The organism is Bradyrhizobium sp. 22, assembly GCF_000482425.1.
In the GTDB taxonomy this organism is placed as follows: domain Bacteria; phylum Pseudomonadota; class Alphaproteobacteria; order Rhizobiales; family Xanthobacteraceae; genus Bradyrhizobium; species Bradyrhizobium japonicum_B.
In genome coordinates, this window is the sequence record NZ_KI519401.1 from 36,652 (window position 1) to 61,753 (window position 25,102).

At 61.8% G+C, this 25,102-nt stretch carries 19 protein-coding genes and 1 pseudogene; 1 reads left to right on the plus strand and 19 read right to left on the minus strand.

Features of this window, described 5'->3' with window-relative positions:
• Positions 1–650: 650 nt before the first annotated feature.
• From K410_RS41135 to K410_RS40115, 11 genes and pseudogenes are all read right to left on the minus strand, one after another.
• Positions 651–1,004 (minus strand): annotated as a pseudogene (locus tag K410_RS41135) (recombinase zinc beta ribbon domain-containing protein); the annotation flags it as partial.
• Complete coding sequence (locus K410_RS41140; protein ID WP_063830811.1) at positions 971–1,729, minus strand: recombinase family protein; 759 nt, start codon at positions 1,727–1,729, stop codon at positions 971–973. The gene K410_RS41140 and the pseudogene K410_RS41135, both read right to left, overlap by 34 nt.
• A gap of 53 nt (positions 1,730–1,782) precedes the next feature.
• On the minus strand, positions 1,783–2,244 hold the full coding sequence (locus K410_RS37695; RefSeq protein ID WP_024342288.1) for a hypothetical protein: 462 nt from the start codon (positions 2,242–2,244) through the stop codon (positions 1,783–1,785).
• Entirely contained in the window at positions 2,241–2,384 is a 144-nt protein-coding gene (locus tag K410_RS0134635) for a hypothetical protein (RefSeq protein ID WP_245265939.1), read from the minus strand. The genes K410_RS37695 and K410_RS0134635 overlap by 4 nt, the downstream gene beginning before the upstream one ends.
• A 58-nt stretch (positions 2,385–2,442) precedes the next feature.
• On the minus strand, positions 2,443–3,843 hold the full coding sequence (locus tag K410_RS37700) for an AAA family ATPase (protein ID WP_245269639.1): 1,401 nt from the start codon (positions 3,841–3,843) through the stop codon (positions 2,443–2,445).
• Positions 3,803–5,206 carry a MobF family relaxase gene (mobF, locus tag K410_RS41145; protein WP_196232454.1) on the minus strand — a complete coding sequence of 468 codons (1,404 nt, stop codon included), beginning with the start codon at positions 5,204–5,206 and terminating at the stop codon, positions 3,803–3,805. The genes K410_RS37700 and mobF overlap by 41 nt, the downstream gene beginning before the upstream one ends.
• A gap of 162 nt (positions 5,207–5,368) precedes the next feature.
• On the minus strand, positions 5,369–7,129 hold the full coding sequence (locus K410_RS0134645; protein WP_028139094.1) for a type IV secretion system DNA-binding domain-containing protein: 1,761 nt from the start codon (positions 7,127–7,129) through the stop codon (positions 5,369–5,371).
• 3 nt (positions 7,130–7,132) lie between these two features.
• The gene (locus tag K410_RS37710) at positions 7,133–7,735 is read right to left on the minus strand and encodes a hypothetical protein (protein WP_049820482.1); all 603 of its coding nucleotides are present in this window, start codon (positions 7,733–7,735) and stop codon (positions 7,133–7,135) included.
• Positions 7,722–8,618: a P-loop NTPase family protein gene (locus K410_RS0134655; protein ID WP_155253857.1), complete on the minus strand. Its 897-nt coding sequence runs from the start codon at positions 8,616–8,618 to the stop codon at positions 7,722–7,724. Before K410_RS0134655 ends, K410_RS37710 begins: the two co-directional genes overlap by 14 nt.
• A 122-nt stretch (positions 8,619–8,740) precedes the next feature.
• Positions 8,741–10,408, minus strand: a complete 1,668-nt coding sequence (locus tag K410_RS0134660; protein WP_028139096.1) for a hypothetical protein — start codon at positions 10,406–10,408, stop codon at positions 8,741–8,743.
• Between the two features lie 80 nt (positions 10,409–10,488).
• Positions 10,489–10,947, minus strand: a complete 459-nt coding sequence (locus tag K410_RS40115) for a hypothetical protein (RefSeq protein ID WP_155248717.1) — start codon at positions 10,945–10,947, stop codon at positions 10,489–10,491.
• Positions 10,948–11,633: 686 nt separating this feature from the next.
• Between K410_RS40115 and K410_RS0134665 the strand changes: the two genes are divergently transcribed.
• On the plus strand, positions 11,634–13,622 hold the full coding sequence (locus tag K410_RS0134665) for a ParB/RepB/Spo0J family partition protein (RefSeq protein ID WP_024342281.1): 1,989 nt from the start codon (positions 11,634–11,636) through the stop codon (positions 13,620–13,622).
• Positions 13,623–13,798: 176 nt separating this feature from the next.
• Here the strand turns inward: K410_RS0134665 and K410_RS37715 are convergent, their stop codons facing one another.
• From K410_RS37715 to K410_RS0134705, 8 genes are all read right to left on the minus strand, one after another.
• Entirely contained in the window at positions 13,799–15,157 is a 1,359-nt protein-coding gene (locus tag K410_RS37715) for a hypothetical protein (RefSeq protein WP_024342280.1), read from the minus strand.
• 4 nt (positions 15,158–15,161) lie between these two features.
• The gene (locus tag K410_RS0134675) at positions 15,162–15,683 is read right to left on the minus strand and encodes a Mov34/MPN/PAD-1 family protein (protein ID WP_063828482.1); all 522 of its coding nucleotides are present in this window, start codon (positions 15,681–15,683) and stop codon (positions 15,162–15,164) included.
• Positions 15,637–16,122: a DUF7665 family protein gene (locus K410_RS40730; RefSeq protein ID WP_024342278.1), complete on the minus strand. Its 486-nt coding sequence runs from the start codon at positions 16,120–16,122 to the stop codon at positions 15,637–15,639. The genes K410_RS0134675 and K410_RS40730 overlap by 47 nt, the downstream gene beginning before the upstream one ends.
• 3 nt (positions 16,123–16,125) lie before the next feature.
• Positions 16,126–16,617: a hypothetical protein gene (locus K410_RS0134685; protein WP_024342277.1), complete on the minus strand. Its 492-nt coding sequence runs from the start codon at positions 16,615–16,617 to the stop codon at positions 16,126–16,128.
• An 81-nt stretch (positions 16,618–16,698) separates the two neighbouring features.
• Positions 16,699–20,058 carry an ATP-dependent helicase gene (locus tag K410_RS0134690; protein WP_024342276.1) on the minus strand — a complete coding sequence of 1,120 codons (3,360 nt, stop codon included), beginning with the start codon at positions 20,056–20,058 and terminating at the stop codon, positions 16,699–16,701.
• A 3-nt stretch (positions 20,059–20,061) separates the two neighbouring features.
• The gene (locus tag K410_RS0134695) at positions 20,062–20,679 is read right to left on the minus strand and encodes a hypothetical protein (protein WP_024342275.1); all 618 of its coding nucleotides are present in this window, start codon (positions 20,677–20,679) and stop codon (positions 20,062–20,064) included.
• A complete protein-coding gene (locus K410_RS0134700; RefSeq protein WP_024342274.1) occupies positions 20,676–21,365 on the minus strand; it encodes an RNA polymerase sigma factor in 690 nt (229 codons plus the stop codon). The genes K410_RS0134695 and K410_RS0134700 overlap by 4 nt, the downstream gene beginning before the upstream one ends.
• A gap of 175 nt (positions 21,366–21,540) precedes the next feature.
• Positions 21,541–25,098 carry a YhaN family protein gene (locus K410_RS0134705; protein ID WP_024342273.1) on the minus strand — a complete coding sequence of 1,186 codons (3,558 nt, stop codon included), beginning with the start codon at positions 25,096–25,098 and terminating at the stop codon, positions 21,541–21,543.
• Between the last annotated feature and the right edge of the window lie 4 nt (positions 25,099–25,102).

Here is a 25,102-nt window from a genome sequence, read left to right on the forward strand (position 1 = left end):
CCATCGCGGAATGCTCGCACGATGATCATCAATCGGATTGACATAACCCTCTCAAGGCTGAAACAGGGGTTCGATTCCCCTAGGGAGCGCCACCCAGTACTCATCTGCGAACCCGGAATGGCCCCATTTCGGCTGGCCAAAACCGCCTTTTCGAGCACATCCCTGCTGCCCTTGATCCGGATCGCGGTGTCGTCGACTTCAATTACGCTGATGAGCGACTGTAGGTAGGCTTTCCGGAATGGGATGGACCCGGAGGTGAAGTTTTCCCGCATGGTGCGGCCGAACTTCTCAAGCAACGCGGGATCAATTTGAATTACGTTTAATGAGTGTGACTTGGCCCGCTCTAGTGCAGCCTTTGAGCGATCACGATCCGCCTTCAGAACATTCAAGCGGTCCTTGAGGACATCGTCGATCTCCGTGACCCCCTCTTCGATGAGCTTGTAAAGGCGCCCAAGTTTTTCGTCGGCATCGCTGAGTTCGCGCTGGAGCGCCGCGATACGCGCATTCACGGCGTCCGCCTTTTCTGCGCGACGCGCCGATAACGACGAAAGGATCGCTGCCAGTCGCTCTGGCTGGAACAATCGTTCAGCCAGTTGCGTGGTGACCAATTCGTCCAACTTTTCCATTCGGACCGACCGACCTTTGCAAGCCGTCTTTCCTTTTCGGTTACAGGTCGAACAGGAATAGTACCGATGGACGCGTCCGGTCTTCGAGGTTCCGGTCCGTAACGTCATGGCTCCTTCACAAGTCGCGCAGACGGCCAACCCCGTGAGCAAGATCGGACCAGTCGTCACGCGCGGTGCCACCACCTTCGGGCTCCGCGCATGAAGTTGTCGGCGGACCTGTTCGAAGACGTGGGGCTCGATGATCGCGGGAACAGCGGTCGTGATGACCTCGTCGTCCGGCTTGCGTTTGCCGGTCCGTGAAGACATCTGGTTGAACTTCCACTCGCCAACGTAGGTGGTATTCGTCAGGATCTTGTAGATCGTGCCGGTGCCAAACGTCTTACCCTTCCTGGTGCGGTACCCGTGGCTATTGAGCCATTTGACGACTTCCTTGACGCCGAGTGCCCCCGAGGAGCCATCGCGTAGAGGTAGAGCTTGAAGATAAGCTGGACCGTTTCTGCATCGACCGGATCGATTGCGAGCGTCTTCTTGATCTTCGTGCCGCGCTTCTCTACCTCGACCAGAACATAGCCTAACGGCACTGGCGAGCCATTCCAGAAGCCATGTTGAGCATTTGCCTTCATGTTCCTGATGACATGTTTGGCATTTTCCTTGGACTGATACTCGTCGAATAGCGCGATGACTTTACGCATCATGGCCTGCACGGGATCGTCGTCGTCGCCGAGCGGTTGGGTAATCGAAACTAGCTTTACATCATGCTTCGCCAGCTTCCTCAGGTAGAATTCCTGTCCGAAGGCGTCGCGGAAGAAGCGGCTATAGCTGTGCACGACGATCAGGTCGAATGCATGCTCACCGTCGCAGGCGCGTTCGATCATCTGTTGGAAAACTGGGCGTTTGTCGTCGGTAGCCGATGCGCCGGCTTCGATAAACTCCCCGACAACTTGATGACCTCTAGCCTCACACCATGCGCGCAATTGGGCGCGCTGATCTGGAATCGAGAGATCGTGTTTCGCCTGTCGATCCGTCGAGACGCGCAAGTAGAAGGCCACTCGGGACGAATTGGCGTCGACTGCGCTGTTCGATTTACGCGCGTGCTTACTCATGTCATCAAGCCTTTCGCTCCTGAGTCTCGCAGCTCTACAAGCATCTGCAACAACTATTTCTTGACCTCGATCGCCAACTCTTTGCCTGCGGTTGTAGCCCTCAATTTCTCGTACAGGTCGACCCTGACGAGCTTGCCTGATGGTTTGCGGCCTCCGATCGTCTTGTCACACCGGCGCGTCCATTCGAAGCGGAGCGCCTCATGCAGCATCTCGGCGTGCTTCACGAGCAAGCGCCGGAACGTCGCCTGCGCGCCGTTGTCCGGCAGCCTCAGGAATCCCGCGATGAAGATCCGGTGACGCAGGTCCTCGTTGCTCGCGCGAAGCTCGATGATCGCCGCGTCCAGATCCCGGGGCTTGTAGAGGTAGCGGGGATCGGGGACGAAATCATCGCTCATCGAGGGACGCTGCGCCAGCACCTCCCCAACGAGCCAGAGCCCGCCGTCGATGGCGATGTTTGCGTATTCCTCCAACCGCATTTCCAGCATGCGGGGTTCGTAGAACGGGCGGATGGTCATCGTTTGTCTCCTTTTTGATATGCCGTGGCTACCGCCGGCATCGTTCGGGGTTGGGGTTCGAAGACGGCGTCGAGCAGGTCGCTGAAATATCGCTCGACCACGTCCAACTCGGCCTTCGAGACCGGAATCGGATCGGGCAACTCGTTCTCCACGGTCCAGAATTCCGGATCGGAGGGCCGGGGCTTTGACGGAGGACAGCTAGAGCTCATGGTCGAGCTCACGCTTCTTGCGATGTTTGCAATCGCGATCGCCGGCCACCTCGGTTGTTGCCAATTCGGATGGCGAACGATGCGTCTCCCGGCGCTGCTGCTCGCCGCCACGCGTCTGTGCGTCTACCAGGATGTCCGGCGACGAGCGCTTGAAGCCGCAGCGAGCAAGTCGGCTTGCCAGGTAGGTTCGCCGCGCCACCGCGCCGATTTCGTTCGCTTTGCCCCGCTCCGAAAGAGGCAACTCTGCCCTAATACGGGCATCCAGCGATTTGCGATCGCAAAAAAGGTCGGTTGCGTTGCGCGCCCGACTCGACGCAACCAGAATCGAATGACGATCCATGTCGGGCGACAACCATGCGATTGCACGGTCTGTGGTGCAGCCTTGTGCGCCATAGATCGTCGTCGCGTAAGCGTGTGTGAGCTTGACGCGACCCTCGCCGTCGGCAATCTCATCTGTGGAGAATGTGAAGCGGCCTGCATCAGTGCGAACTGCAATGTCGACGCGTCCATCGTTGGCAGCGTCAATTGCCTCGACGGTTGCTTCGGTGCCATTGATCGTCTCAAGGTCGCGGACTTTAATGCGGGTGAGGAAGCGAATTCGGTCGCCGGCTGTCAGTGGCAGTGATACCGTTGAATTCGACGACGTAACGGCTTTCAGTGTCACGTCCTCGCCGCGAATTATGTTCTGCTGGCGGAGCCGGGCGCGAATCTCTGCCGAAATCGCCCGTACCTCGGCGTTCGTTTTGGCTATGAGAAGAGAGCGGCCAGGCGCGGCTTTCTCATGAGCTTCCCAGGCGTCGACCATCGCGCGCACCGTGGCCTTGGGACCAAGCGCCTCGTGGAGGAGGCCTCGGCGCTCAAAGGCCTCCAGCGCTTCGTCGGCGTCCCCCCTCCCGAAGGCAGTGACGGCATCTCGCGCCCATTGCTCACGTTGTCGAACAATCTTGGTGACTGACTGTACCGATGAAAAATTTGCGGCGAGCGCCAAGCCAGGGCCGGCCCCGACGCTCTGTAGCTGGTTGCGATCGCCAACCAGGACGAGATGCGGATTGAGACCCTTGGCATCGGCGGCCTCTACTGCCGAGAGAATGCTGTGCATCTGCCGGCTGGAGAGCAGGCCGGCTTCGTCGACGATCAGTACGGTGTTCTTATCCAGAAACGGAACGCCATGTTCGGCACCCACGAGCCAAGAGTCTGTTGCACGTGCATCGATCGCCAATTCATCGCGAAGAGCGTGAGAAATCTTCCATGCCGTGGAGGCGCCGATCACGCGGTACCCGACTTCGGCGTCGGTCCAGGCGTCGGTGATGGCTGCCAAAGCCGTGGTTTTTCCCGCGCCCGGGGTGCCCTCAAGAATCGTGATCCTGGCACCGCTGGTCGCCGCGCGCACGGCAACAGCCTGCTCCTCGTTGAGCCCATACTTCTGGATCAACTTCGCGACGATCGTAGGGGGCGGCGCGATTGGCGATTTCTTGGAAAGCCGAGCTGCCATCTCGCCGATTTTCAGACTCGATGCGCAGCATTTCCGGCGTGGTAAAGACCTGATGCCCCCACACGTCGCGATCGAGGGTAACAACCGCCTTCGTCGCGACCAGGCGATTAACCTCCGTTTCGACGCGTTCCGCGCCCTCGCCGGTTCCGACAAGGGCGGTGGCTACTGCGGCGTAGAGATGCCGGCGTTCGAAGGTGCTGTCATGCTCAGTAAGCCGATCCGGCAGAGCCGCGAGACGCCCTTGGAGCAATCGCTCACGATCGGAATTCTCAAGCGATGCACACTGCTCGCGACCCGCGGCAAAGCAAGAGTCAATGACGGCGTTGCGATCAAAGCCGATATCGCGGGCACATTGCTGCCAGAATGCGAAGCGGTCGTGGTGTTGCTCCTGTTTAGCCTCACGGGTCGCTTTGGTAATTGCGGCGGCCAGTGCGGGGGCACTTGCGCTGTCTGTCCCGGCTGCGTCGAGTGCTTCCTCGATCTCACCGCGACGAGCCGAGAAATAGGATTTTAGCTGGGGAACAATTCCGACGACTTCCCAGATTCCATTCTTGCCGATGTCTCCGACGGCGAAGCCAAGATTCTGAAAATTTTTGGAGAGCTGGGCGTGGTAGACTGCTCCCGCTGCCATTTTCCAGGCGAAGATGGCTTTACCATCCAGAGCTCCATGGCGCTTCTGCTCGGTTTGATTCGCTTCATCGTCGACGCGACGGTCCGAACTTTCGTCGTATTTGCGGGCGATGTTGAAGGTAACCGCGTGACTATGAAGCGCACAGTCCGAGAAGGTTTTGCCGTCGCGATGCCGTGCGGGACGCGCGGCTCCGTGCTGAAACACGGCGACAGACAGCTTGACCTTCTGACGACGAACACCGTCCTTGCCAAACCGGCAGAACGCAGCGTTGGCCTCGATCGCCTTGAGGGCGACTTCGAAAGCGTTGGCCTGCGCCTCCTCGATTTTTGCCCGCAGTTCCGGATCGGCAAGCGCCCACAGAATCGAGCACGTCTTTGGCGCCGAAAACGTGATGTCATATCCGCCGACGTGTTTCTTCCCGCTCCGGCTTGAGAGCATCGGGCGGCCCGTCAAATCAAGCGCCGCATGCAGCCGTTCGAACGGGTCGCGTTCGACGATCGCCCCTACGACAACGCCAATTTCGACGCCGACTGCTACCCATCGACCTGCGGGCTCGCTGCCGCCGATATAGTAGTCGGACGAAGCGATGTAGTATTCGGCTGATGTTCCGGCAGCTACCGTTGCGACCATCTCGCTCACCTGCATGATGCAAGCGAGCATGCGCGCCCGAGAGAGGGGTCTACCGGGCATCTCCCCGAGATAAGCTCAGGAGTCCCCGGATTGAAAAAAATAAATGGCCGCCACTGAGGTGGCGGCCATTTCGATATCACTCGATGGTCCAATGAAGAGGACCTAAAGTCGTTGCCAGGTATCGAGCGGCCATTCAACAACGTAGACGTTGTCGAACCCGACGATCGACGCGCGGATCGACTTCCGCCCTCTCCAGTCGACCGTCAGCCCCAGACAGGTAGACATCTCGTGGGCGGACAAGGCTGGCACGTCGTGCAACTCGGTGTCACCTTCGCCGGGCGGGTCAATCCCGACGGTAGTGATACCCATCAAGGTTTCGGAGAGTTCGGTTGCGCTTTTGCCAGACCTTGCTTTGCAAACGACGATGGTCGCGAAGTTTTCCGTCAGAGCTTCTGCCGCAGCCTTTGTTGAGGCCTCCTCGATCTGTGCGAGACTCTGTGCAGTTGCGACTACGCGGATCCCGCGAGATCTCCCCAAGGATGCAAGCTCCATGATGTCCTTCATCGCTCTCCGAAAGCGAGGAAGTTCGTCCGCGATGATCCAGACGCCATGGTCGACATCGTCGGCCATGTCAGGAGCAAGGAGCTCGCTCGCTAGCACCCGGAACATCAGGCTCAACAGCAGCTCGGAGTTGTCCCTGTTGGACAAGTCATGCCGCAACACGATGATGCGCTGGCGTGATCGCTTCCGCGCCCAATCCAGGAGCGAGATACGCGGACGTCCGTCTGCCTCCATGGACGCGCAGGTATCGACGATTTCGGCGACATGAGCGATCATATTGAAGACCACCGAAAGGCTCATGGTGGTGGGGTCGTCACCCTTGCCGCGCAACATTTCTGCGACCTGTCGCATTGTCGGTCGCAGATCGTTGGCGATCTCTTCGACGGGCTTCGAGATAGCGGTTTGCAGCTCTCGCCACCCCCAATTTCGTCGATGCTCTCTAATCAGTTTCGAGAGCAGCCCCTTCAGAACCAAACGGGACGCCGCCGACCAAACCGGATCGCGAGATTCCGGTATCATGATCGCGGCGACGCGGCTGGCAGCTTCGGGCGAGCGGACGTCTCGGCCGATCGCCCAAACGGACGAAGCCCGTCCAATACCAATTGCGGCGCTTTGTCTCCGGTCGACAAAAGCCGTAATCCGTTTGTGAAGGGCGCCTTTCACGTCGAGAAGAAGAACATGATCGCCGCGCATGATGGCTTGGCGCGCGACACCCTCAACAACCACTGTCTTTCCTGATCCCGGTAGACCGACGGCAAAGGCCGACTCCTGTTCGGCCAGCCTGGGAAGCCGCAGACCGGGCGCGAGTTCGACCCCATCCGGAAACTGGGCAATCAATGCTGCCAGACGGCTTCGCGCTGCGCCGACCGCTGCGCCGAACCACAGCGTCTGCGGCCCGTCGATCCAACGCGCACTTCTCAGTTTCGGGGTTCGCGAAAGCACCTGCCGATAAATTGGAACGGCTACGACCCATCCCGCCAAAACCGTACCGATCGCGCGAAGCGGGAGCTGGATCGCCATGTCGATGCTGGTCAGCAATCGCCAAAATGCCTTTCCAAATGCAATTGGGTAATTCAAGCAACCGGCGACGTAGGTGGCCAGTTCGCGCAACCTCTCGCTTGCCTCGCCGCTCAAGACCAGGACAGGAGCGGCGGCATGGTGGGACATCACGATCAACCGCAGCATGGCCGCCAGGTCGAACGGCAACTCAACTTGATCGCGAGTAGACCAATAGAATGCGGGCACAATGGCGAACAGGATGAGGAAAGCCGTTGCGGCCGCGAGCAGAGCAAATGAAAGTCCTGCCAGAACGGCACCGGAACGGGACGCCACCGGCGTGAGTGGATGAGTAGGTTCCGACATAGTCTACCTTTCGCGATTGCGGTGGACGTCAACGATGGTACCGATGGGCAGGGACCCGTCGGTGTGCAAAGTCGTGGGGGAAATGCTGAACGAACTTTGGGCGCGTCCGAGATGCACCGCGATATCGTCGGGGCTGAGGCCTTGAGCTGTCACCGGGAAATTGCAATCTTCGGTCCAGCGATCGAGCCGGTTGCAGAGACCGACGTCGTCGGCGCTCAGGTATCCTGAGCTTGCAATTGCCCATCGCAATGGCCGATCCAATATTCCTGCGAAGATCGTGACCGCGATGACAATCAACGAAGCAGCACAGCAGACAAGCCAGAGCGGTGGCGGCCCGTCGGCCGGCCGATCCTGCGATTGGATCCGAATCGGGGCTGGTATTGCTGCCGGCAACGCGTCGTCGGTTCCCGCCGCTACCCGAGCCATAGTCGCGATTCCGGCAGGACCAATGCGGGTCAGCACCGCACGCGGAAGCTTGGCAATGTCGCGCGGTGGCATTTCCGCAAGTTTTTGACCGAGAACATCGCGCGCGGCTCTGCCGCGCCCGATGTTTTCATTCAGGCGACTGACGAGTTCGCTCGGAAACATTCCATTAGCGACCGGCATCGAACGCCCCCACAGAGAAGCCAGCAATGGCGCCGAGGCGCGGCCACACGACAGAGACAAATTCGCTGACGTAGCCCTGCAGCGCGGTGACCATCAGCCGGGACATACCCAATTTAGCAATCAGTGTCGCTTCATCCGCCATGACCGCTTCGGTAAAAGTCATCCCAGCGGACTCGAACAGCGGCCAGGCGCCCGCGGCAATTGCGGGTAGCGTGACGCGGCGGCGGTCTTTCAACAGCGGCACGATCTTGTCGTTGTAAATCTTGTGAGCTGGCGTACCCGCCAAGAATTTGAATCCTCCGTCGCGCAAGTTGAAAACCGGCACGATCTCGGCGTCCGGATGCACAAGCTGAAGCTCTTCCATCAGGTTAGCGCTCTGCGAAATTGCGCTGGGATCTGCCGTCATCAAGACCAGCACGATCGGACGGATACCCTGATCGACAAGAAATCGGTCGAACCTGGCGCGGGCCACGAAATTGAGGAAAGCGCGCTGGTTCTGTCCGGCGCCGACATCGATCACACCGATGGTCTCAGACTTGGCAATCGATTGAACCATTTCCTCGAGCGGCTCGAACACGCGCATTGAGGCGAGAAGATCGCTTCGCATCTCTTCGGCGCCGGGCGCCTCGATCGTGATCGTCTTGTCTGGATAGAGCTGCGGCAGGGTCGGAGCCCGGTCGATCTGGGCGATACGAACATCCCGCTGGGCAGCGATGACGTCGACGATCAGGCGCCCGGTCAGGCTTTTGCCGACGCCGCCCTTCGGCCCCATCGTGTAGATTATGGTTGCGGCCGTACCCTTCAGCGCTTCCTTATGTGCGGTAATGACCTTCTTTTCCGCACGAGATTCGAGCTGAGGGGTGGACGGGGGTTTACTCGTCATTGCTTGCTCCTGATACGCCGAAATGGCGCATCAGGAGCAAACGACAGTTGCTGAAGGCCTTACCGGCCAACATCCCGAGATAAGGTCAGCACAACTGAAAAAATCGAACACCAATCAAAATATTATGCTGACCTGATCGCCGGAATTGGTTTGACCCGTTTTGTCACGTGTTCCCAGATATCTCGGATGTCTGGATGATTCGCGCTTAGCGATTCCAACAAGGAGAGGATGACTTCTTCATTCATGGTCGCGCCATGGCCGCGATTGAGTGGATATTCCATCATCTCAAGCGTGTGACGTTGCACCAGTGGCGCCAGCGTCGGAACGTCAAGTGGCATGCCGCCGGCATGGCGTTTGATGTCACGTTTGTAAAGAATGCCTTCCCTGTACCGCGCTTCCAGTTCGCGATACCAATCCTGGATCTCATTGAAAATCTGGCGCAGAAATTCGTTCCACAGATGCGGAGGCAGCGGTTCCATCAGAGCGGCGCTATACCAATCCATAAAAACCGCATACCCTCGCAGGGTCAGCATGTCATGCCGCAGAGCCCAGATTTTTGCGATCAGGATATCCCGTCCGGTCACCAATCTGGATTGAATTTCTTCGGTGGTTTCTGTACGGCCGGTCGTTTTTCGATCTTTGCGGCCCTTTCTTTGCTCCCCTTCAGAGATTTCCATAAGCCCCGCACCGATATCGAGATCGGTGCCGTGCAACTCCGGGATCGCCATGATAATCGACTTGGCGCAATCATAGCCGACGCTTGCCAAGTCCCATGCCGACTTCGTCAGCTGGTCAAAATTTCCTCGTTCCGACACTTCATCCTTGGATCGTGGAATGTTTCGAGCGAACCTGATCTGCTCGAACGGGACGCCGAGAGTAGGCGTCAAAAGCTCGAATATTCCAACGATGAAGCGGTTCAGTGGTGGTGCGTGCAGCCACTGCTCGATAGTCTTGTTGGAATGATTGACGTCGCCCGGCTCCGTCATGTGAAGTGCAATTTTAAGCAACTGCGTCGCCTGGCTAGCGCAAAAAGCGAGGTTCCGCCGTCCATCGTCGTCAAGACGGCGCTTAACGTCTCGCAAGCAGACGTGCTTCCCACGGCGAGCCCGATTGGCATTAGCCAATATGTCCACAGCTGCCGGGCTGAGCTCCCACGTCACGGGATCGATCCGAAGAAGCGACGTCTCACCAACCATGCCCGCGCGGGCCGTGAGACGATCGACAAGACGCGCGTTACTGGAATTGTCGTCGGTGATCATTCCGGGGTCGACAAAGCCGAATACCGTTCCTTCGCTCGCTGGCCCCATATTGGAGCCGCCCAAGCCGAGAGGAGTTTCGGCCGCGGCCGTTTGTTTAGCGATGTCAATTTGTCGCGCGTGCGACGCCACCCCGGATCCAAGCACCGCGCCTTTCTGGAGTTCGCGGATCGCATATAGCGATATGCTTGTTCGTCCCTTAACCCGAGACTTATCCGGCAGCTTGGACATGAAGTCTGACAGGAATTGCAGCTCAGTAACCACTCTCCCATCGACTTGAGAAGGCGGATGCGCATCGTCATCGGGGGATCGCTTATGTCTGACGTGACCCGAGCGATCCGCGCCCCAGGCAATTGCGTTCGCCAGATAGAATGCGATCAGCGGTCCCAAGCTCGCTACGACCTCATCGATCTCATTACGAGGACGGTAGCCATTTTCCGTCAGCTCCGCTCTGAATGCGTCCGCAAAGGCGGACACGGCCTCTGTCGCCCTTTCGCTCGCGTTGATGAGGAGAAGAATTTCAAAGTCAGTCATGGGTCTTCGTACTCAAGTGTCGGCGCCAGGCGACAGTATCGTTTCGATTGGCTGGCTCTGCGGTTCTCGATCGACCGAGCTTAGTCGTCATATTCTGTACGGGTCGCCTCGCTCAGTCTGCGAGCCTCAGTCAATCGTTGTGTCAGTCCGGTCAATAGGCGCGGCGCCGGCATCGCCACGGCTCCAGGAGATATCGCCGCACCCTTGTCATCGGATTTCGCTTGCGTCGGGCGCGGTAGCCGTCCGATCTCTTCCTCGCGCGCCCGCACATGAGGCGCGAAGCCGAGAGACGCCGCGTTGGCAGAATTCTTCAGTTGAGCGTTTCTTACGCGCAGAAATACCGAGTTCATCTGCCGCGCGGAGATCGGTTGGCCGCTCTTATGTCGTGCGCCTGCCTGGGTCAGCGCGTTGGCGATCGTTGCCCATGTCAATCCTGAAGTTGCCAGCCGCTGTAGCGTCAGATAGTGCGCGCGTACCGATCGTTCAAACGGAATATCAAACGACCAGTTCTTGACCAGATGTTGTAGCTCGCGGCGCATGATGTCGCTCGTTATATGACTGCCTGCTCCAGAGGTAATGGCAATCGACCCGATGTCAATCGATGGTCTCGTCGTTGATGCGATTTACGACAGCGAGCGCAAATATCGCGCGAGCATCGCCTCAAGCTCAACATCAACGATGGTGCGAACGAATTCGCAGTATCAGACCGGGTCAAAGCGCGCCGCGCGAAATCTCGGCACGCTCATCCTTGAGCCGACATGTCAAAATGCCAAAATGCCAAAACCCAGGCAGAAGTCTGCGTCACTGTTGCGGGGTAACAAAACCAGGAAGATTTCGCGGAGAGTATCGAGCCGTTCGCCGGGGACACTCGGTCCCGGGTCCCGCCGCAGGCGGCGCGATGCTGCCCCTCTCTTTGACCGGCCTCACGACTGCCAACGGGCCTTCGCTGCGGCGCAGACGCCCTATCTGTTTTTGGGAGCTAAGGGCTCCGCCCTCGCGCGGGCAAGGGTGAAGCCCCGGCGGCGCCGGGACCGGCCGAGGCGGTCTCCCCGACCTTCCGCGCGGCCCACTCTTCGACGGACTCCAGGTCCGACATCCGCTTGTGCAGGCCGGGTGATCCCCCTCCGCCCCGGCCGCCCTTGCTCTCGCTACCCCGGTCTCGCCGACGGGCAGGGTTGCAGCGCCGTGGAGCGCTTGCACCCCAACCCTCAAAAGGAGATCGCCGATGTCTGCCAAGAAGATTCAAACGGCTCTCGCGAGCGGCGCGGAGGTCCTGATTCCGCTCAACAAGCTGAAGAAGTCCCCGAAAAATGCGCGCAAGACGCCGCACAGTGAAGCGTCCATCGAAGCCTATGCCGCCAGCATCGCCGCGAAAGGCATCCTGCAAAATCTTGTCGTCGAACCGGAATTGGACAGCGAGGGGGCGGCTACTGGTTTCTATTTCGTGACCATTGGCGAAGGCCGCAGGCTCGCTCAGCTCTTACGAGTCAAGCGCAAGGAAATCAACAAGACCGAGCCGATACGTTGCATCGTCGACACCGCGAACGATCCGCACGAGATTAGCCTCGATGAAAATATCACACGCGAGAGCATGCACCCCGCGGACCAGTTCGAGGCTTTCAAGAAGTTAGCGGACGAACGCGGCTTTGGCGCGGAAGAGATCGCAGCGCGATTTGGCGTGACGCCTCACGTGGTGCGCCAACGGCTGCGACTGAGCGCGGTGTCGCCCCGGCTGATAGAGGCCTACCGCAATGGCGAAATGGGGTTCGAGCAGTTGGTGGCGTTCGCCCTCATCGACGATCATGAGCGGCAGGAAGAGATTTATAGTCGGCTGACTTATAGCCGCGATCCCGTCACGATCCGCCGGATGCTGACGGAAACCAACGTCGCTGCTACCGACCGACGAGCGGTCTTCGTCGGTCGTGAGGCCTACACCGAGGCGGGTGGCACTATCCTGCGTGATCTCTTTACTGAGGATCGCGGCGGCTATTTGAAGGATGCAGCGCTGTTGGACCGGCTCGCCCTGGACAAGCTGCAACTGTTGGCGACGACCTTGCAGAAGGACGAGGGCTGGAAATGGGCGGAGGCGAACCTCGATTTTCCGCACGGTCACGGCCTCCGGCGCGTCTATCCGCGAGAGGTCGCGCTTTCGGCGGAAGATCAAGCTGCCTACGAAGCCGCGCAGGCCGAATTCGATCTCCTCACTAAGCAGTATGAGAATTTTGAGGAGCTTCCCGAGGATGCTGATATCCGGTTCGGCGAGCTCGAAGCCGAGATGGACCGCCTTGAAGCCCTGCACCGCGCGTACGATGCCGATGACATCGCCTGCGGCGGCGCGTTCGTGGTTCTCAACCATGATGGTGAAATTCGCGTCGAGCGCGGCTTTATTCGTCCGGAGGACGATAATCGCCGGCAGAAGGCGTCGGCCGAGAGTGACGTGCAAGGTCATGATGTGGATGCGGCCGACCGCGACGACGATATGGAGTCCGATGCCGGCCTTTCGGACAGTCTGGTTGCCGATCTCACCGCCCACCGAACCCTTGGCCTTCGTCTGGCGTTGTCGGACCAACCCGATGTCGCGCTTGTCGCCGTCACCCATGCGCTGGTGGCGCAGACGTTCTATCGGGGGGCCGAGGCCAATGTCCTCGATATTCGTCCGGGCAGCTTGTTCCTCGGCTCTCACGCGGACGGAATAGCCGATACCGAAGCGGGCCGGTCTTGGTCGGATCGGCACGCGCGCTGGGCGGCGCAGCTGCCGTGTGATGTTGCCGATCTCTGGCCCTTCGTCGTTGCCCTCGACCACGACAGCCGCATGGCGATCTTTGCGCATTGCGCAGCCCTGACCATCAACGCGGTCAAGTTGCCGCGCGATCTTCGCCCGCGTGCACTGGCAACCGCGGATAGACTGGCCAAGGCCGTTGCTCTCGATATGAGCGGCTATTGGCGACCGACCGTGCGAACCTATCTCGGACGTGTCACCAAGGCGCGTATCCTTGACGCGGTGCGAGAAGCCGTGAGCGCTGAGGCAGCGGACCGCATGGCCGACATGAAGAAGCCGGACATGGCGGAGGCCGCCGAGCAGTTGCTGGCTACAACGGGTTGGCTGCCTGCACTGATGCGGACGCCGCAAGCCGCGCAGCTGGGCGCGACGCAATCAGCGGCGGGTGCTGCCACGGATGGGCCTGCGAACGCCTACGCCAACGCGGCCGAGTGATCGGCAAGGCCGGGACCGTGTTGCGGTCCCGGCCTTCTCGTCGGCAGTTGTCGAATTTTCGGCCGCGCGCCTGTCGGCGCGCGGCCTTCATCACGATTGCCATATCCCGACCGGAAGCATTTCGAGAGCAAGGGATAACGAGGGCTTCGCGGTCTCTTTGAAGGGACCAGGGTCGGCTACAACGCCGGCAAGTGGCCGAATGCGTAGGGCGAAAACGGGAGGCGGACACATTCAACATCACAGAGACTGAGGGCCGACCCCGAGGCAATCTCCACCCCGCTGCCGCCATGGAGTCGGCGCAAGGGTTCCGAGACGGCGAGGGCGGCGGCGATCAAGCCGACGAACGGCACGCCGACTGTGCGCGACGCGAGCTGGGCCAGACCGCAAGTATCGAGCCCGGACTTTCGCAGCGCGCTGTACGCGGGCATCGCGGAGACATCAAAGGCGCTTCCAGCAGCTTCGCGGCGCCAAATTTGGTCGGGCCTCCGCGACGACGGAAAGGTGTGCAGCGAGAAGTTCCGAAAGCCGACGGGACCGGCGCCCAACCCGGCTTCCACCACAAGTTCGAATTTCGCGGTGCCGAGATCGGCGCGCGTCGGCGCGTTGTCGACCCCGCAGAAGGCAACGGCCGGATCGTGCGGACCGCGCAACGTCCAAGGTCCGAAGCGGCGCTCTTCAAGCGCGGTCTTGAACCCCGCTGCCTCCAGCCAGCTCGCAACGACGCGTGTTTTCTTCGTTCCGACCAAAGGCAAGGATGACAGCAAAGAGGTGCTGTCGTTCGAGGCCGCAATCAGATCGTAGTCCTGAAGCGTGAGTTCGACTTTGCTGCGGTCCGCATAAGGCAAGCAAGCCAGCAGCCATGAGAAGGCCTGTCCGAGATTGCCAAGGCCAATCAGCCACAGCGAAGCGGGCAGGTAGGACAGCTCGGGCTCGCTTGCGTCCGGTGCAAGCCAATCGGCGCCCGGATTCCATAGCGAGAACCCCGCGGCGCGCCGTCCGGACATCGGGTGGTCGGACGCGTGCCAGGCGAACAGCTCGGCGGCAGCGGCGGCGGCGGCCATGGCGGCGGCGAGCGGATTCGCCGCATCATCGGACAGGCGGCGGGCGTCATGCCGTGGCACGACACCGCCCCGCCATCCCTGCCAGGTGAGCTGCCAGCTCGAGGCGTCCGTCGGCGGCGGCACCGTGCCGATCTGCGCCACCGGCCAAAGCGGATTGCCGGTCGTGGAGAGCGTGCCGCCCAGTTCCACCACGGTGTCTGCGAGGCTGCGCGCGCGCGCAAGCGGAACGAGCAGAGGCGCATCGGGCACGCCGAGCACCTCGACGCCACCGAGCAAGGTCCGGCGCGCAAGGTTGACCAAAGTGAGAAGCGCGATTTGGTGCGGGATCGAGACGGCAGCTTCCGGACCGACGCGGATCAAAGTGCCGAAGCCGCGCAGGATACTCATCGCGTCGTCGTGCGTCGCCGCGCGGCCGCTGTCCATGAAGTATTTGGCCGTGCGGTGCAGGCGCGTGTGATCGATAAGAGCGGTCATGGGATCAACTCCAAAATCCGGTGTAAACGAATCCGCGGCAGCGGCGGTGACCACGCTCGGCCCAACGGTGCTCGCCCTGGTATTCGTAGATGCCAAGATCCTCGTAGCGGACCGGCGACGCGGCGAAGCTGGGCACGATGATGGCAATATGGCCGGGCTGCGCGACCATCGGGTTGGTGCGGTCGGCCTCGCTCTGAAAGGCCGCGCCGGGATGCGTATGAATATCGGCGACGACGGCGAGCTTGCGCGCGCGGCACATCGCCCAAAGCTTGGCGAAAGCGCCGGCGTGGAGAATGCACACTCCGCTCGCGTACGCGGCCGGGTCGAGATCGTCATAGTAGACGACGTCGACGGCCGCGCGGCGGCCATCATGGTCATGCCCGAGCAGGAACGCGCCGGATTCATGCCGCTGCTGTGTGCGCCGGTGCAGCTCGGCCATAGTGCGCGCCCATAGCGCTGTCGGGCAGTTCAAGCGGTGCTCAGGCGCCGCGAATGCCCGAATAATCGTCTTGATTGAGGAGATCATAAAGCTGCTCCAGGTAGCAGAGGATGCCCCGCTGCGGCTGCCACAGCCGGTTCGGGTGCTTGTGAATCCAGTCGCCGTGCCCCTCAATCGACATGCGGTCGCACGGCAAATAAAGACATTGGCCGCCTTTCCAATCCGGCCTGAACACGGACGGAATGAGGGAGCGGCCCGTCGGCCAGTGCGGCGCGGACAGGGCCCGCCGCGTGGCGAGGTCCCACGGCTGCGCCGTTGCCGGCGTGTGGCGGTAGCCGCTGCACTCGAACCGGAATCCGAATTCATCGGGTGCGTGCGGGCGCTTCGCCGCGGCGACCGCGATGGTCGCGTGCGGCCCGGCGTTTTCGATGTGACGCCACTTGCCCTCGATCTCGCCGCGCCGGAATTCCGGGGCGGCGAGATCCGCCGCGAGGAGCAACTGGTCGGGAGGCACGACCACCGTCATCGGCTAGCCCTCGATGCGCTTTTCGGGGACGAGGTCGAAGCAGACATCGCAGCTCCGGCCGTTGACCAGCTCCGCCAGCGCGGCGTCGGTCGGCGGCTGGATCGTACTGTTGCAGAGTTGCAGCACGTGCTCGCCCGCATCTGTGGGATTGAGCTTCAGCTCGCGCACGGCCCACTGCTTGACGGTGCGCACGCGGGTGCCCGGTGCGAAGGCGCGGTCGATGGTGCGGTGCATGTAGTGGACCGCGACCTTGATCTTCTTGCAGTGGGTCACGTGGACGCGTGAGCCGTGCTTGAGGCCCTCGACCGTGGCCTTGGCGTCGTGCGGCACGGGGTTCTCGGCCTCATCGACAAAGGCTTCACGTTCCTTGTCGAAATCGATCCCGTGCGTTTTGAAGGCCTCGTGCAGGTCGCGCACCGTCGCCGGGATCGCGATCTCGGCCTCGGTGACGCCGGGCTTGCCCTCGGCCTGGATGAAGATGATCGTCTTGCTCATCGCTTATTCCCTTTGGCGCGCGGCCCTTGATTGGGCCCCTAAGGACTAAGCGACGGCAGGTAGAATTTTCGGGAAGTGAGTCTAGGAGACGCCCTGGACGAAATCGCAGATGAAGTAGCACTGGCAATTCGGGCAGCGCCGCGCGTCCTCCGGCGCCGGCGCGAATGCGCCGCGTTCGATGTCGGTGATGGCGCCGGTGTATTCCTCCAGCAACTTGTCGTCCTTGTTAGGTGGAATCGGCACCGCTTCCCGGGTCGCAAGGTAATAGGCCTCGATCACGACACGCCGCCCGGGGTAGCGCGCCGTAGCGCCACGGCGGAGCAGCGCATAGATGCGGTTGGCGGGATCCGACTTGGTCTTGCGCCCGGTGCGGATGCGCTGCACGTGCACTGTGCCGTCGGGAGCGATGACGACACGATCGGGCGTCACCGCGATTTGCTTGCCGCCGACATCCACAATCCATTCGCCCTGGTCATAGCTGCCCGTCTCGGCGGCGATCACGTCCACCATCGACGTGATCATGGTTTCGGCGGAGGCACGGTAGTAAGCCTCGAAGCCGTGTCCCTTCGGCCCGCGCACCGCCCATTCTTGGCCAAGCTGCGCGAGCGCGGGGGGAAGATCAGACGGCGTGCCGGCGGCCCGCTGCGTCTCAAGCCAGCCGATGGTGCGGAACACGCAGCGATGGAAGCGGACATAGGGAGAGTCGTCGCGAATGGCGCGCAGGCCGTCCAAGGCCTCGAACTGATAACGCTGCGGACACTGAATATAAAGAGAAAGCTCGCGCTCCTGATAAAGCGTGCGCGCGCCGGGCGGTGCGAGGGTCCGCGCGAGCCGTCCCGGAAGCGGAGAGTCATTGCGCCGTGCTGCCGGCGCCAGCCCGTTGATGGGTGACAAGAACTTGGACGCGCTGGCGGACTGGCTCGCGCTATAGCGTTCGGCGCGGCTCAAGTACAGGAAGTCCCGCGCACGCGAAAGGGCTACGAAAAACAAACATTCTTCTTCCGCCTCATGATCGGCGGGGCGGATGGCGAGATGCGGCAAGCTCGGCGGCGGCGGGCAGCGCACCCCTTGCCGGTTCGCCGGCATGTATCGAGTCGCCAGGGCCGGCAAGTGAACCGCTCTGAACTCAAGCCCTTTGCTGCCATGAACGGTAAGGACCCGGACGCCGTTGAGGTCGGATGCTTCTGAGGCCACGGCCCGGTACATGCGATCGTCATTCAAGGCCTCGATGCGGCGCACGCGCACCAGCATGTGCTTGCGGGTGGAATCGCCTTCAGCCGCCATTTCACCGCAGACCTTGAGGAGCTGATAGATAGCGACGAGCTGCTGCTGCGCCTTGGAGTCGTTGGCCGCCAGGCGCGGCTTGAGATAGTCGCTGCGCTCAAAAAGCCACGTCGTCAGGAGCGTCCAGGGCGAAGTGCCCGCGCCGAAGCCGTCGAGCTGGTTCGCAAGACGTGCCAGGCCCGCGCTGCCCTGCGGCGTCAGATCCGGAATCTCGGGCAGCCGGCGCAGCGCGTCGAAGATGCGCAGGTTATTGGCCTCGGCCCATTTGATAACGGCAAGCGCGTCGGATTTGGACGCGCCGTATTCCGGCAACTGCGCGACTCGAACCAAACCGATTCCACCGGATTCGGCGTCGATTGAGATCAAGGCGAGCAGATCGCGGATCTCCTCGCGCTCGAAGAGATCGCCAAGATAAAGAAGAGGCACGCCAAGTTGTTCGAGCGCGCCGGTGATGCGCGCGAGCGTGAGATGACTGCGCGCCAAGATGACCTGTTCGCTATAGGGGATGCCGTTAGCGCGCGCTTGCTCGATGTGGTCGCGGATCGCGGCCGCCTCCGCCGCGACCGAAGGCGCCACGATCTGGCGGATTGCGCCGACGCTTCCGCGCTGAGCGGTCCAGCGTCCGCCGGGGGAGGCCTGCATACTGGCGGCGAAGGTTTGAAACGCCTGCACCACCGGCGAGCCGGAGCGGTAATTGATGCCAAGTGAACGCCGTGCGCCGGAAAACTCGGTTACGAAACGCTGCACGTTGCTGGGCGCCGCGCCCCGGAAGCGGTAGATGGACTGCCGCTCATCGGCTACGACCCACACATCCGCTTGTGGCGCTGCGAGCGCCCGCAAGAGCCGCGCGCTCGCCAGATTCACGTCTTGGTATTCGTCAACGAGGATGTGTTCGATCCGCGCCTGGTACTCGGCGCGCAAGTCGGGGTTCTGCTCGAGCGCTTGCGCCGCGAGCCGAACCAGATCCCCGAAATCGACCGCATCGGCTTTCGCCAATTCATCCTGATAAATCTCATAGATGTCCGCGACTTCGAGCGCTTTGCCGGCGGCTTCGCGTTCCTCCTCAGTCACTGCCACGCTGTGCGCGGCTTCGGCGGCGGCACGGTACTCTGCAGGGGTGATGAGTTCGTCCTTGCAGCGCGAGATCGCCCGCAGCACGGGCACCAGCTCATAGGCGGGCTCGTATAGGTTTTGAAAATAACGCAGCGGCAGGCGGATGAGGTTGGCTTCAAGCAGCGCGAGCGAGCCCGTTTCATCCAAAATGCGCACGTTCATCGTGCGGCCGATGCGCTGATGATACTTGGTGATCAGCTCCAGCCCGAACGCGTGGAACGTGCCGACCCACATTTCGATCGAGGCGTCGGCGTTGCTGACGGACAGCCGCTCACGCATTTCCTCGGCGGCTTTATTGGAGAAGGTGAGGGCGAGGATCGAGGCGGGCGGGGCGCCGTTGTCCAGCAAGTGCTGGATACGGTGGACAAGTGTTCTTGTTTTTCCTGTGCCGGGCCCAGCATCGACGAGCAGCGGCCCGCCGCTCCAGGTCGCGGCCTCAAGCTGGCCGGGATCCAGCGCGTAGCTCGGGGTGGGGCCAGCCGGGGCGGGGGCTTCCAGCGCCGGCAGGAGCAGAGCACGGATGGCCTGATTCAGGACGAGGCCAGGCGGCGCGCCGATATCTTTGGCAATGTCCGCAGGCTTGCGGCCATGCGCGAGGAGTTCTTCGCGCAGCCAGTCGGCCGGGCAGAGAAACTCGCCGGCGAAAATATCGGCTTGGACTTCCTTGCGCTCGCTCGGCGAATAGCCCTCCACGCGGCCCGCGCCTGAATCGATCGGATCGCCGCCAAGGCCAGGCGCGATGGCGGTCACTTCGTTGCGGGGATCGCGGTGGAGTTTGTAGTGACCGAGTTCATGCGCGGTCACCACGGCTTCGTTTTCCGGGCTCTGGCCGCTCGCGACGTTGATTATCTTCGAAGGGCGGTCGAGAAATCCATAAACACCTTTGCTCACGACCGTGCCCGGCGCGTAATGGGTGAGCTGAAGGTCTTCGTCTTCCAGCGCAGCCGCGAGCAGCGCAGGTGCCTTACGGACGCCCTTGGACTTCAAGAGGGCCTGGCGGTGACATTCGCGCGCCTTGAGCCGGATATCCCGCCAAGCGTCCATGCCTTAGTCCTCTCCAAGCCAATAGTGTTTTTCATCCTCCGACATGGAGCTGGCCTGAATGACCTCAGCATAGGATCGCGTATTGATGGTGGGCGCTTCATCCGCCTTGGCGTGGCCCAATCGCCGGGGCCCCGCCAAGAGATCGGTTACCACGCGCTCAAGCCAAGCGGCGCTCATGCCGAGTACGTCCGTGAGCGCATCCGTCAAACGCCGGCCCAACGGCAAGCGCATGCGGCCGGCATTCAGCTCGGCCAGAACCATGCGATCGATGTTGATACAGCGCGCAAGCCGCGGAATATCGAAGCCGGCCGCCGACACGGCATGGGGCCATGTCTTTTCAGAAACGTTCTGGGCGGCAGCGGCTTCTTGACGCGCGCTGTGAAGCAGATTCAGGGCATGGCTGCGCCCGCGCGCAAGCATGCTCTCGTCGGGCTCGTCGCCGGGCTCGTCGGACTCCGAAGACCACTGCGTGCGCAGGGCGGCGTGCTCACGGATATCGTCGGCATACTGCGGATACCGGCGCGTCCATTCGGACACCTGCTCAGCGGTCGGGTTGTCGCAAGTCTGGTGGAATGCGAACAACACGTCGTCCCGTTCGGGATTTCTGTTTTGTTCAATCATGGGGCGGCTCCTATCTCAATCTTGAGGAGAGCTTTGGTCTCGGCGATCCACTCTCCAGCGGTTTTAGCGCTGATTCCGAGTTGCTCCGCGATCGACGTCGTGCCGATCCCGGGACCAAGGGGGCATCCGTGCATATGCAGGCGGAATGCCTCGCGCTTTCTCGGATCAGGAATCCTATTCAGCAATTGTTGAACCTCGGCCGCCTGCTCGCTGCCTTCCTCGGGCGGCTCGATGGTTTCGAGAATTTCCTCGCCGTCATCGGCGACGCCGGGCTGCGTCTTGAAGGGCTTGTTGCGGTAGGCGTATTTGCGCTCCGCGCGGATCGCGTCGGCAACGCGGAATTCGACGCAGGTCTTGAAGGTCTTGCAGAGCGCCTGCCCGTCCTTCGAGTTCGGCCTCAGCACCGCCACGATCAACTGGTGGTGCGCACGCCAGATAATGTCCTCACCCTCGTTGCGGTGGTTCTTGCCGACCAGCCGTTTGATGCGGCGCAACAACTCGTCCGAGACGTGGTTGATCAGAGCGGCAAGCAGCCGTTGATCGCCATTGGGGCCGATGTGCTGTATCGCGGCCACGACGTCTCCAGGCGGCAAGCGGCGAAGGCCGTTGCCGGCGGCGACTTGCCTCCAACCTTCCAGGTCGGATGGCGAGGGCGGTTCCTCGGGCGTCTTGGCACCTGTCTTCATGTTTTTAACCTCGCGATCCGGAAGGGCGGCCCTACCTAGGAAGCGACCGCACATCCAAAATTCCGGAAGCGGGGTCCGAATATTTCTTCAAATGTAGATTTGTCGTCCTTTAAGCCATTGAAATAAAAGGAAAAACATCAGAGTGATACCATAAATTACGGGAAATAACTTGGCTTCAGGCGGCCTCCGACTGCGGCGTCGGCGGGCTCGCGGCGGCCGCCGGCAGCGTAGCGCCGGTAATCGGGACGCCCAAGGCCTTTCGTGCAACCTCAAGCAGATGCTCGTGGTGCGTGAAGAATAGAACTTGCGTCTTCTTCGCCAGCTCCCCCAGCACGCGGAAGCCGGCCGCCGCGCGCTTGTCGTCGAAGTTGATGAACAGATCGTCCGCGATGAACGGCATGGGCTCGGCGTGGTCAAGATAGTCTTCGACCGCGGCGATGCGCAGCGCGAGATAGAGCTGGTCCGCGGTGCCGGAACTCATTCCGGCGACGGCCACCCGGCGGCCGTCGTCGCGGATGCCGGCGAGCTGCACATTGTCGTGGTCGTCGAATTCGAGCTGGAGCGTCTTGAACGATCCGCAGGTGAGCATGGCGAACAGCTCCCCCGCGCGCTTGAGCAATGGCGCCTGCTTTTCGCGCCGGTAGCGATCGATCGCCCATTGCAGCAGCACGATGGCCGAGCGCAGCCGGACGTATTGTTCGGCGATCTCAGTCATCTCGGCAAGCGCCGTTTGGCGATCCGCTGCGTCCCTCGCCGCCTTGTCGTCCCCGCCGATGGCCTCGAAGGCCTGGCGGGCGGCGTTGCGGGTTTCGCGCGCCTCCATCAGGTTGTTGCGCAATTCCTGTACTTCGTCGTTGATCGTCTGCTCCTTCGCGGCGGTGGCGTCGAGATCGATGCCAGTGCACTCGGCGGCCAAGTCCGCGACTGAGAGGCCGTCTCCATCCTGTGTCAGCGCCTTGGTGAGGCGATCCAATTCTCCAGTCAGCGCACGCATTTCATCTGAACGCCGGATGGCGGTGCGCAGGTCGTCGATGGTTGAGACCGAAGCCATCCGCTGTAAGCGCGCGATGATGTCGCGGGCTTCGGCGCTCGATGCGCGGCATTCCTCGATCTTCTTCTGAACGCCGCCGATGCCTGTCTCTTTGGCGGCTTTGAGATCGCGAACACGCGCAGCTTCGGCTGCGAGACGATCGAGATTCAAGACGGCTTCCTCGGCATCGGTGCCGTGCAGGTGCGGCGCGATGGCCTGCACCAATGCGGCCACGTTGGCCTCGAATGCCATCGTATCCCTTTCGATCTTTTCGATCCGCTCATGCCTGAGGTCATTGATGCGCACGGAAGTTTCGCGCATATCGTCGAGGGCATTGATTTGCGCTTCCGCGGTCTCGGGCGCCGCTGTCAGCGGGAATTGCAGAGTCTTCAGTGCCGAAGCCCATTCGGCCGTCCACGCTTTCCATTCAGCCTCTGCCTTCTCCAGATCCTTATGCTTGCGCGTCAAGGCGCCTGCCGCCTTGTGATACGCGGCATCAAGATCGCGCCGGGCTTTGGCGGCGGTTTCATGCGTGCGTTCCACCGAAGCGGCGGCCTCCACGACCAGAAGGAGCGGCTGGCCGGACAGCGCATCTGTGGAGAGACCCAGCGCGCCAAGTTCGGCCAGGACGAGTCGCTTGGCCTCCGCCACACGCTGCTGGCAGGCGCTCGTATCCCGCTCGGCTGCGCCGCGTGCCGCGATGCGTTCCAGGATATCGGAGCGTGCGCGCAGCCACTCGATCATTACGTCCGGGGTCTCGGGCGCGGCGAAGACGCCAGCCCACAATTGGCTCCAAGCAACATCGAGCTTCGTGCGCTCTTCTTCCAGCGCCTTCTCTTCCAGGCCCAAGGACTCCAGTAAATCGTCCTGCTCGCTGATCTGCCGGCCAATGACCGCGAGCTGCGCGGCCGCGCCGGCATGCTCGAAGCGGCGATCCGCCGCCGTATCCGCAACCTGGATCGCGGTCTCGAAGTCTTCCGCGAGCACCCCCGACGGGGAAAAGGCCGCAACCTCATCTCCCGGAACCGCGGCGCCCTCAAGGTGGCGCCGCCGGATAATGGACCAGCCCGCGTCGCGCCGGCCGCGTAAGCGCTCAATTTCATCGGCCGAGACGAGTTGCTCGTCGGCGATCAGGCGCTCATGGGCTTTGCGATGCCGTGCGCGTTCTTGCTGTGCATGGCGGATGCGTTCGCGGCAGGTCTGCTGCCGTTGTTCGAGGCCGCGGCAAGCATCACGGTGGGCTTCAACGGCAGCGAGCGGCGGAACGTGCATGGACCCAAGAACGGCAGATTCAGCCACCGCCGGGCGCAAGGCTTTCAGCGCGCGTTCGATCGCGGCCTGCGCCTCCTGCTCGGCGCGCTTGGAATTGGCGATCTGGCCGGCAAGGTCGCCGAGTTCGCGGACAGCCTTGATGGTCATTGCGAGCTTGGACACATCGGTCAGTGCGCCGAGCGCCTCGATATCGGCCTCGATCTCGGCGAGTTTCTCCTGCGCTTCGGCCACGGCCCCTCTTGCATTCTCAACCGCGCTGGACTGCGCGCCGCGCCGATTGAGCAAGCCGCGAAGGGCGGCCACTTTGGCCTTAGCGGGAATCCGCCCGATCACCTGATCGAGGTCACCGCTCCATTCGAGTTCTGCGGCGAGTCGAAGGAGTGCCGCCTCGGCCGCCGCAAGTTCCGCCCGCCGCTTGGGGAGATCGGCTTTGCCGGCCCGGACCTGAATGCGGCGATCACGAAGTTGCGCGATGTCTTCGGCGCGCGCGAGCAATCCGTCATCGAAGTTGAGCGCTCCCCGTTCGACCTCAAGGGCCGCAATCTGCTCGCTCAAGGCGACGATACGCGCGGTGGCCGCGGCTTCATCAGCCGCCGCCGCCTCCAGGATTCGGGCGGCATCGGCATCAAACGCAATTACGGTCCCGAGCGTCTCAATGGCGCTTTGCGTCTCCGCGCGCTTGCGTACGTCGCGGCACACACGGCGAATGCGGTTGAGCTTGCTCAGCTCCGCCGATTTGAGCTCGATTTCCTGCTCGATCGCGGTGTGTGCATCGTTCGATGTCTCGAAGGTGCTTTTGAGCAACTGCCACTTGCTTGTGGTCACGACGTTTTCGCGCAAGCCCGCTTCGGCTGCCTTCAGGCGTTCTTCCGCCTGGAAATACTTGCGGTGCGCCGCCCGGCGCGAGGCCCAAAGCGCGTCGGCTTCAGCCTCCATGGCTTTAAGTGTCTCGCGCAGGCCCGTGATGCCGGCGCTCGCCGAGAACAGCATCTGGCCGACATCGTCTTGGGCTTGCAAGATGTCCTTGCCGCCCTGTTGCAGGCGTGGATGATCGAGGCTGAACATCCGTGTGTAGAAGCGGCGATCCGCGCCCGCAAGAAACGGGGCGAGCGCCCCCTCGCCCGACGGGAGCGGAATGTCGTCATCACCCAGCAGCGTGTCCTTGTTGCCTTTGCGGCGGCGCACTTTGAGCGTCTCGACGCCCTTCTCCAGGAGCGCTCCCACCCGCATGGCGTTGTACTCGTGCAGGAAGTTGCGCGGTGAATTAGCCGGGATGCCAAAGAGCAAATCTTCGACACCGCCCATGGTCGTGGACTTGCCGGCCTCATTCTCGCCGAGCAGCATCTGGAAGTCCGGCTTGCCAGCCGGAAGGTCGATGGTGGCGTTCGTGAAATGCCCATACTTGAGAAGATCAAGCTGTCGGATGCGCATCGGA

What these genes read in the sequence shown, in the direction of transcription:
- K410_RS41140 (WP_063830811.1), bottom strand. Translation starts at nt 1,729, where the DNA reads ATGAGTAAGCACGCGCGTAAATCGAACAGCGCAGTCGACGCCAATTCG.
- K410_RS37695 (WP_024342288.1), bottom strand. Translation starts at nt 2,244, where the DNA reads ATGACCATCCGCCCGTTCTACGAACCCCGCATGCTGGAAATGCGGTTG.
- mobF (WP_196232454.1), bottom strand. Translation starts at nt 5,206, where the DNA reads ATGGTCGCAACGGTAGCTGCCGGAACATCAGCCGAATACTACATCGCT.
- K410_RS0134645 (WP_028139094.1), bottom strand. Translation starts at nt 7,129, where the DNA reads ATGTCGGAACCTACTCATCCACTCACGCCGGTGGCGTCCCGTTCCGGT.
- K410_RS37710 (WP_049820482.1), bottom strand. Translation starts at nt 7,735, where the DNA reads ATGCCGGTCGCTAATGGAATGTTTCCGAGCGAACTCGTCAGTCGCCTG.
- K410_RS0134655 (WP_155253857.1), bottom strand. Translation starts at nt 8,618, where the DNA reads ATGACGAGTAAACCCCCGTCCACCCCTCAGCTCGAATCTCGTGCGGAA.
- K410_RS0134660 (WP_028139096.1), bottom strand. Translation starts at nt 10,408, where the DNA reads ATGACTGACTTTGAAATTCTTCTCCTCATCAACGCGAGCGAAAGGGCG.
- K410_RS40115 (WP_155248717.1), bottom strand. Translation starts at nt 10,947, where the DNA reads ATGCGCCGCGAGCTACAACATCTGGTCAAGAACTGGTCGTTTGATATT.
- K410_RS0134665 (WP_024342281.1), top strand. Translation starts at nt 11,634, where the DNA reads ATGTCTGCCAAGAAGATTCAAACGGCTCTCGCGAGCGGCGCGGAGGTC.
- K410_RS37715 (WP_024342280.1), bottom strand. Translation starts at nt 15,157, where the DNA reads ATGACCGCTCTTATCGATCACACGCGCCTGCACCGCACGGCCAAATAC.
- K410_RS0134675 (WP_063828482.1), bottom strand. Translation starts at nt 15,683, where the DNA reads ATGATCTCCTCAATCAAGACGATTATTCGGGCATTCGCGGCGCCTGAG.
- K410_RS40730 (WP_024342278.1), bottom strand. Translation starts at nt 16,122, where the DNA reads ATGACGGTGGTCGTGCCTCCCGACCAGTTGCTCCTCGCGGCGGATCTC.
- K410_RS0134685 (WP_024342277.1), bottom strand. Translation starts at nt 16,617, where the DNA reads ATGAGCAAGACGATCATCTTCATCCAGGCCGAGGGCAAGCCCGGCGTC.
- K410_RS0134690 (WP_024342276.1), bottom strand. Translation starts at nt 20,058, where the DNA reads ATGGACGCTTGGCGGGATATCCGGCTCAAGGCGCGCGAATGTCACCGC.
- K410_RS0134695 (WP_024342275.1), bottom strand. Translation starts at nt 20,679, where the DNA reads ATGATTGAACAAAACAGAAATCCCGAACGGGACGACGTGTTGTTCGCA.
- K410_RS0134700 (WP_024342274.1), bottom strand. Translation starts at nt 21,365, where the DNA reads ATGAAGACAGGTGCCAAGACGCCCGAGGAACCGCCCTCGCCATCCGAC.
- K410_RS0134705 (WP_024342273.1), bottom strand. Translation starts at nt 25,098, where the DNA reads ATGCGCATCCGACAGCTTGATCTTCTCAAGTATGGGCATTTCACGAAC.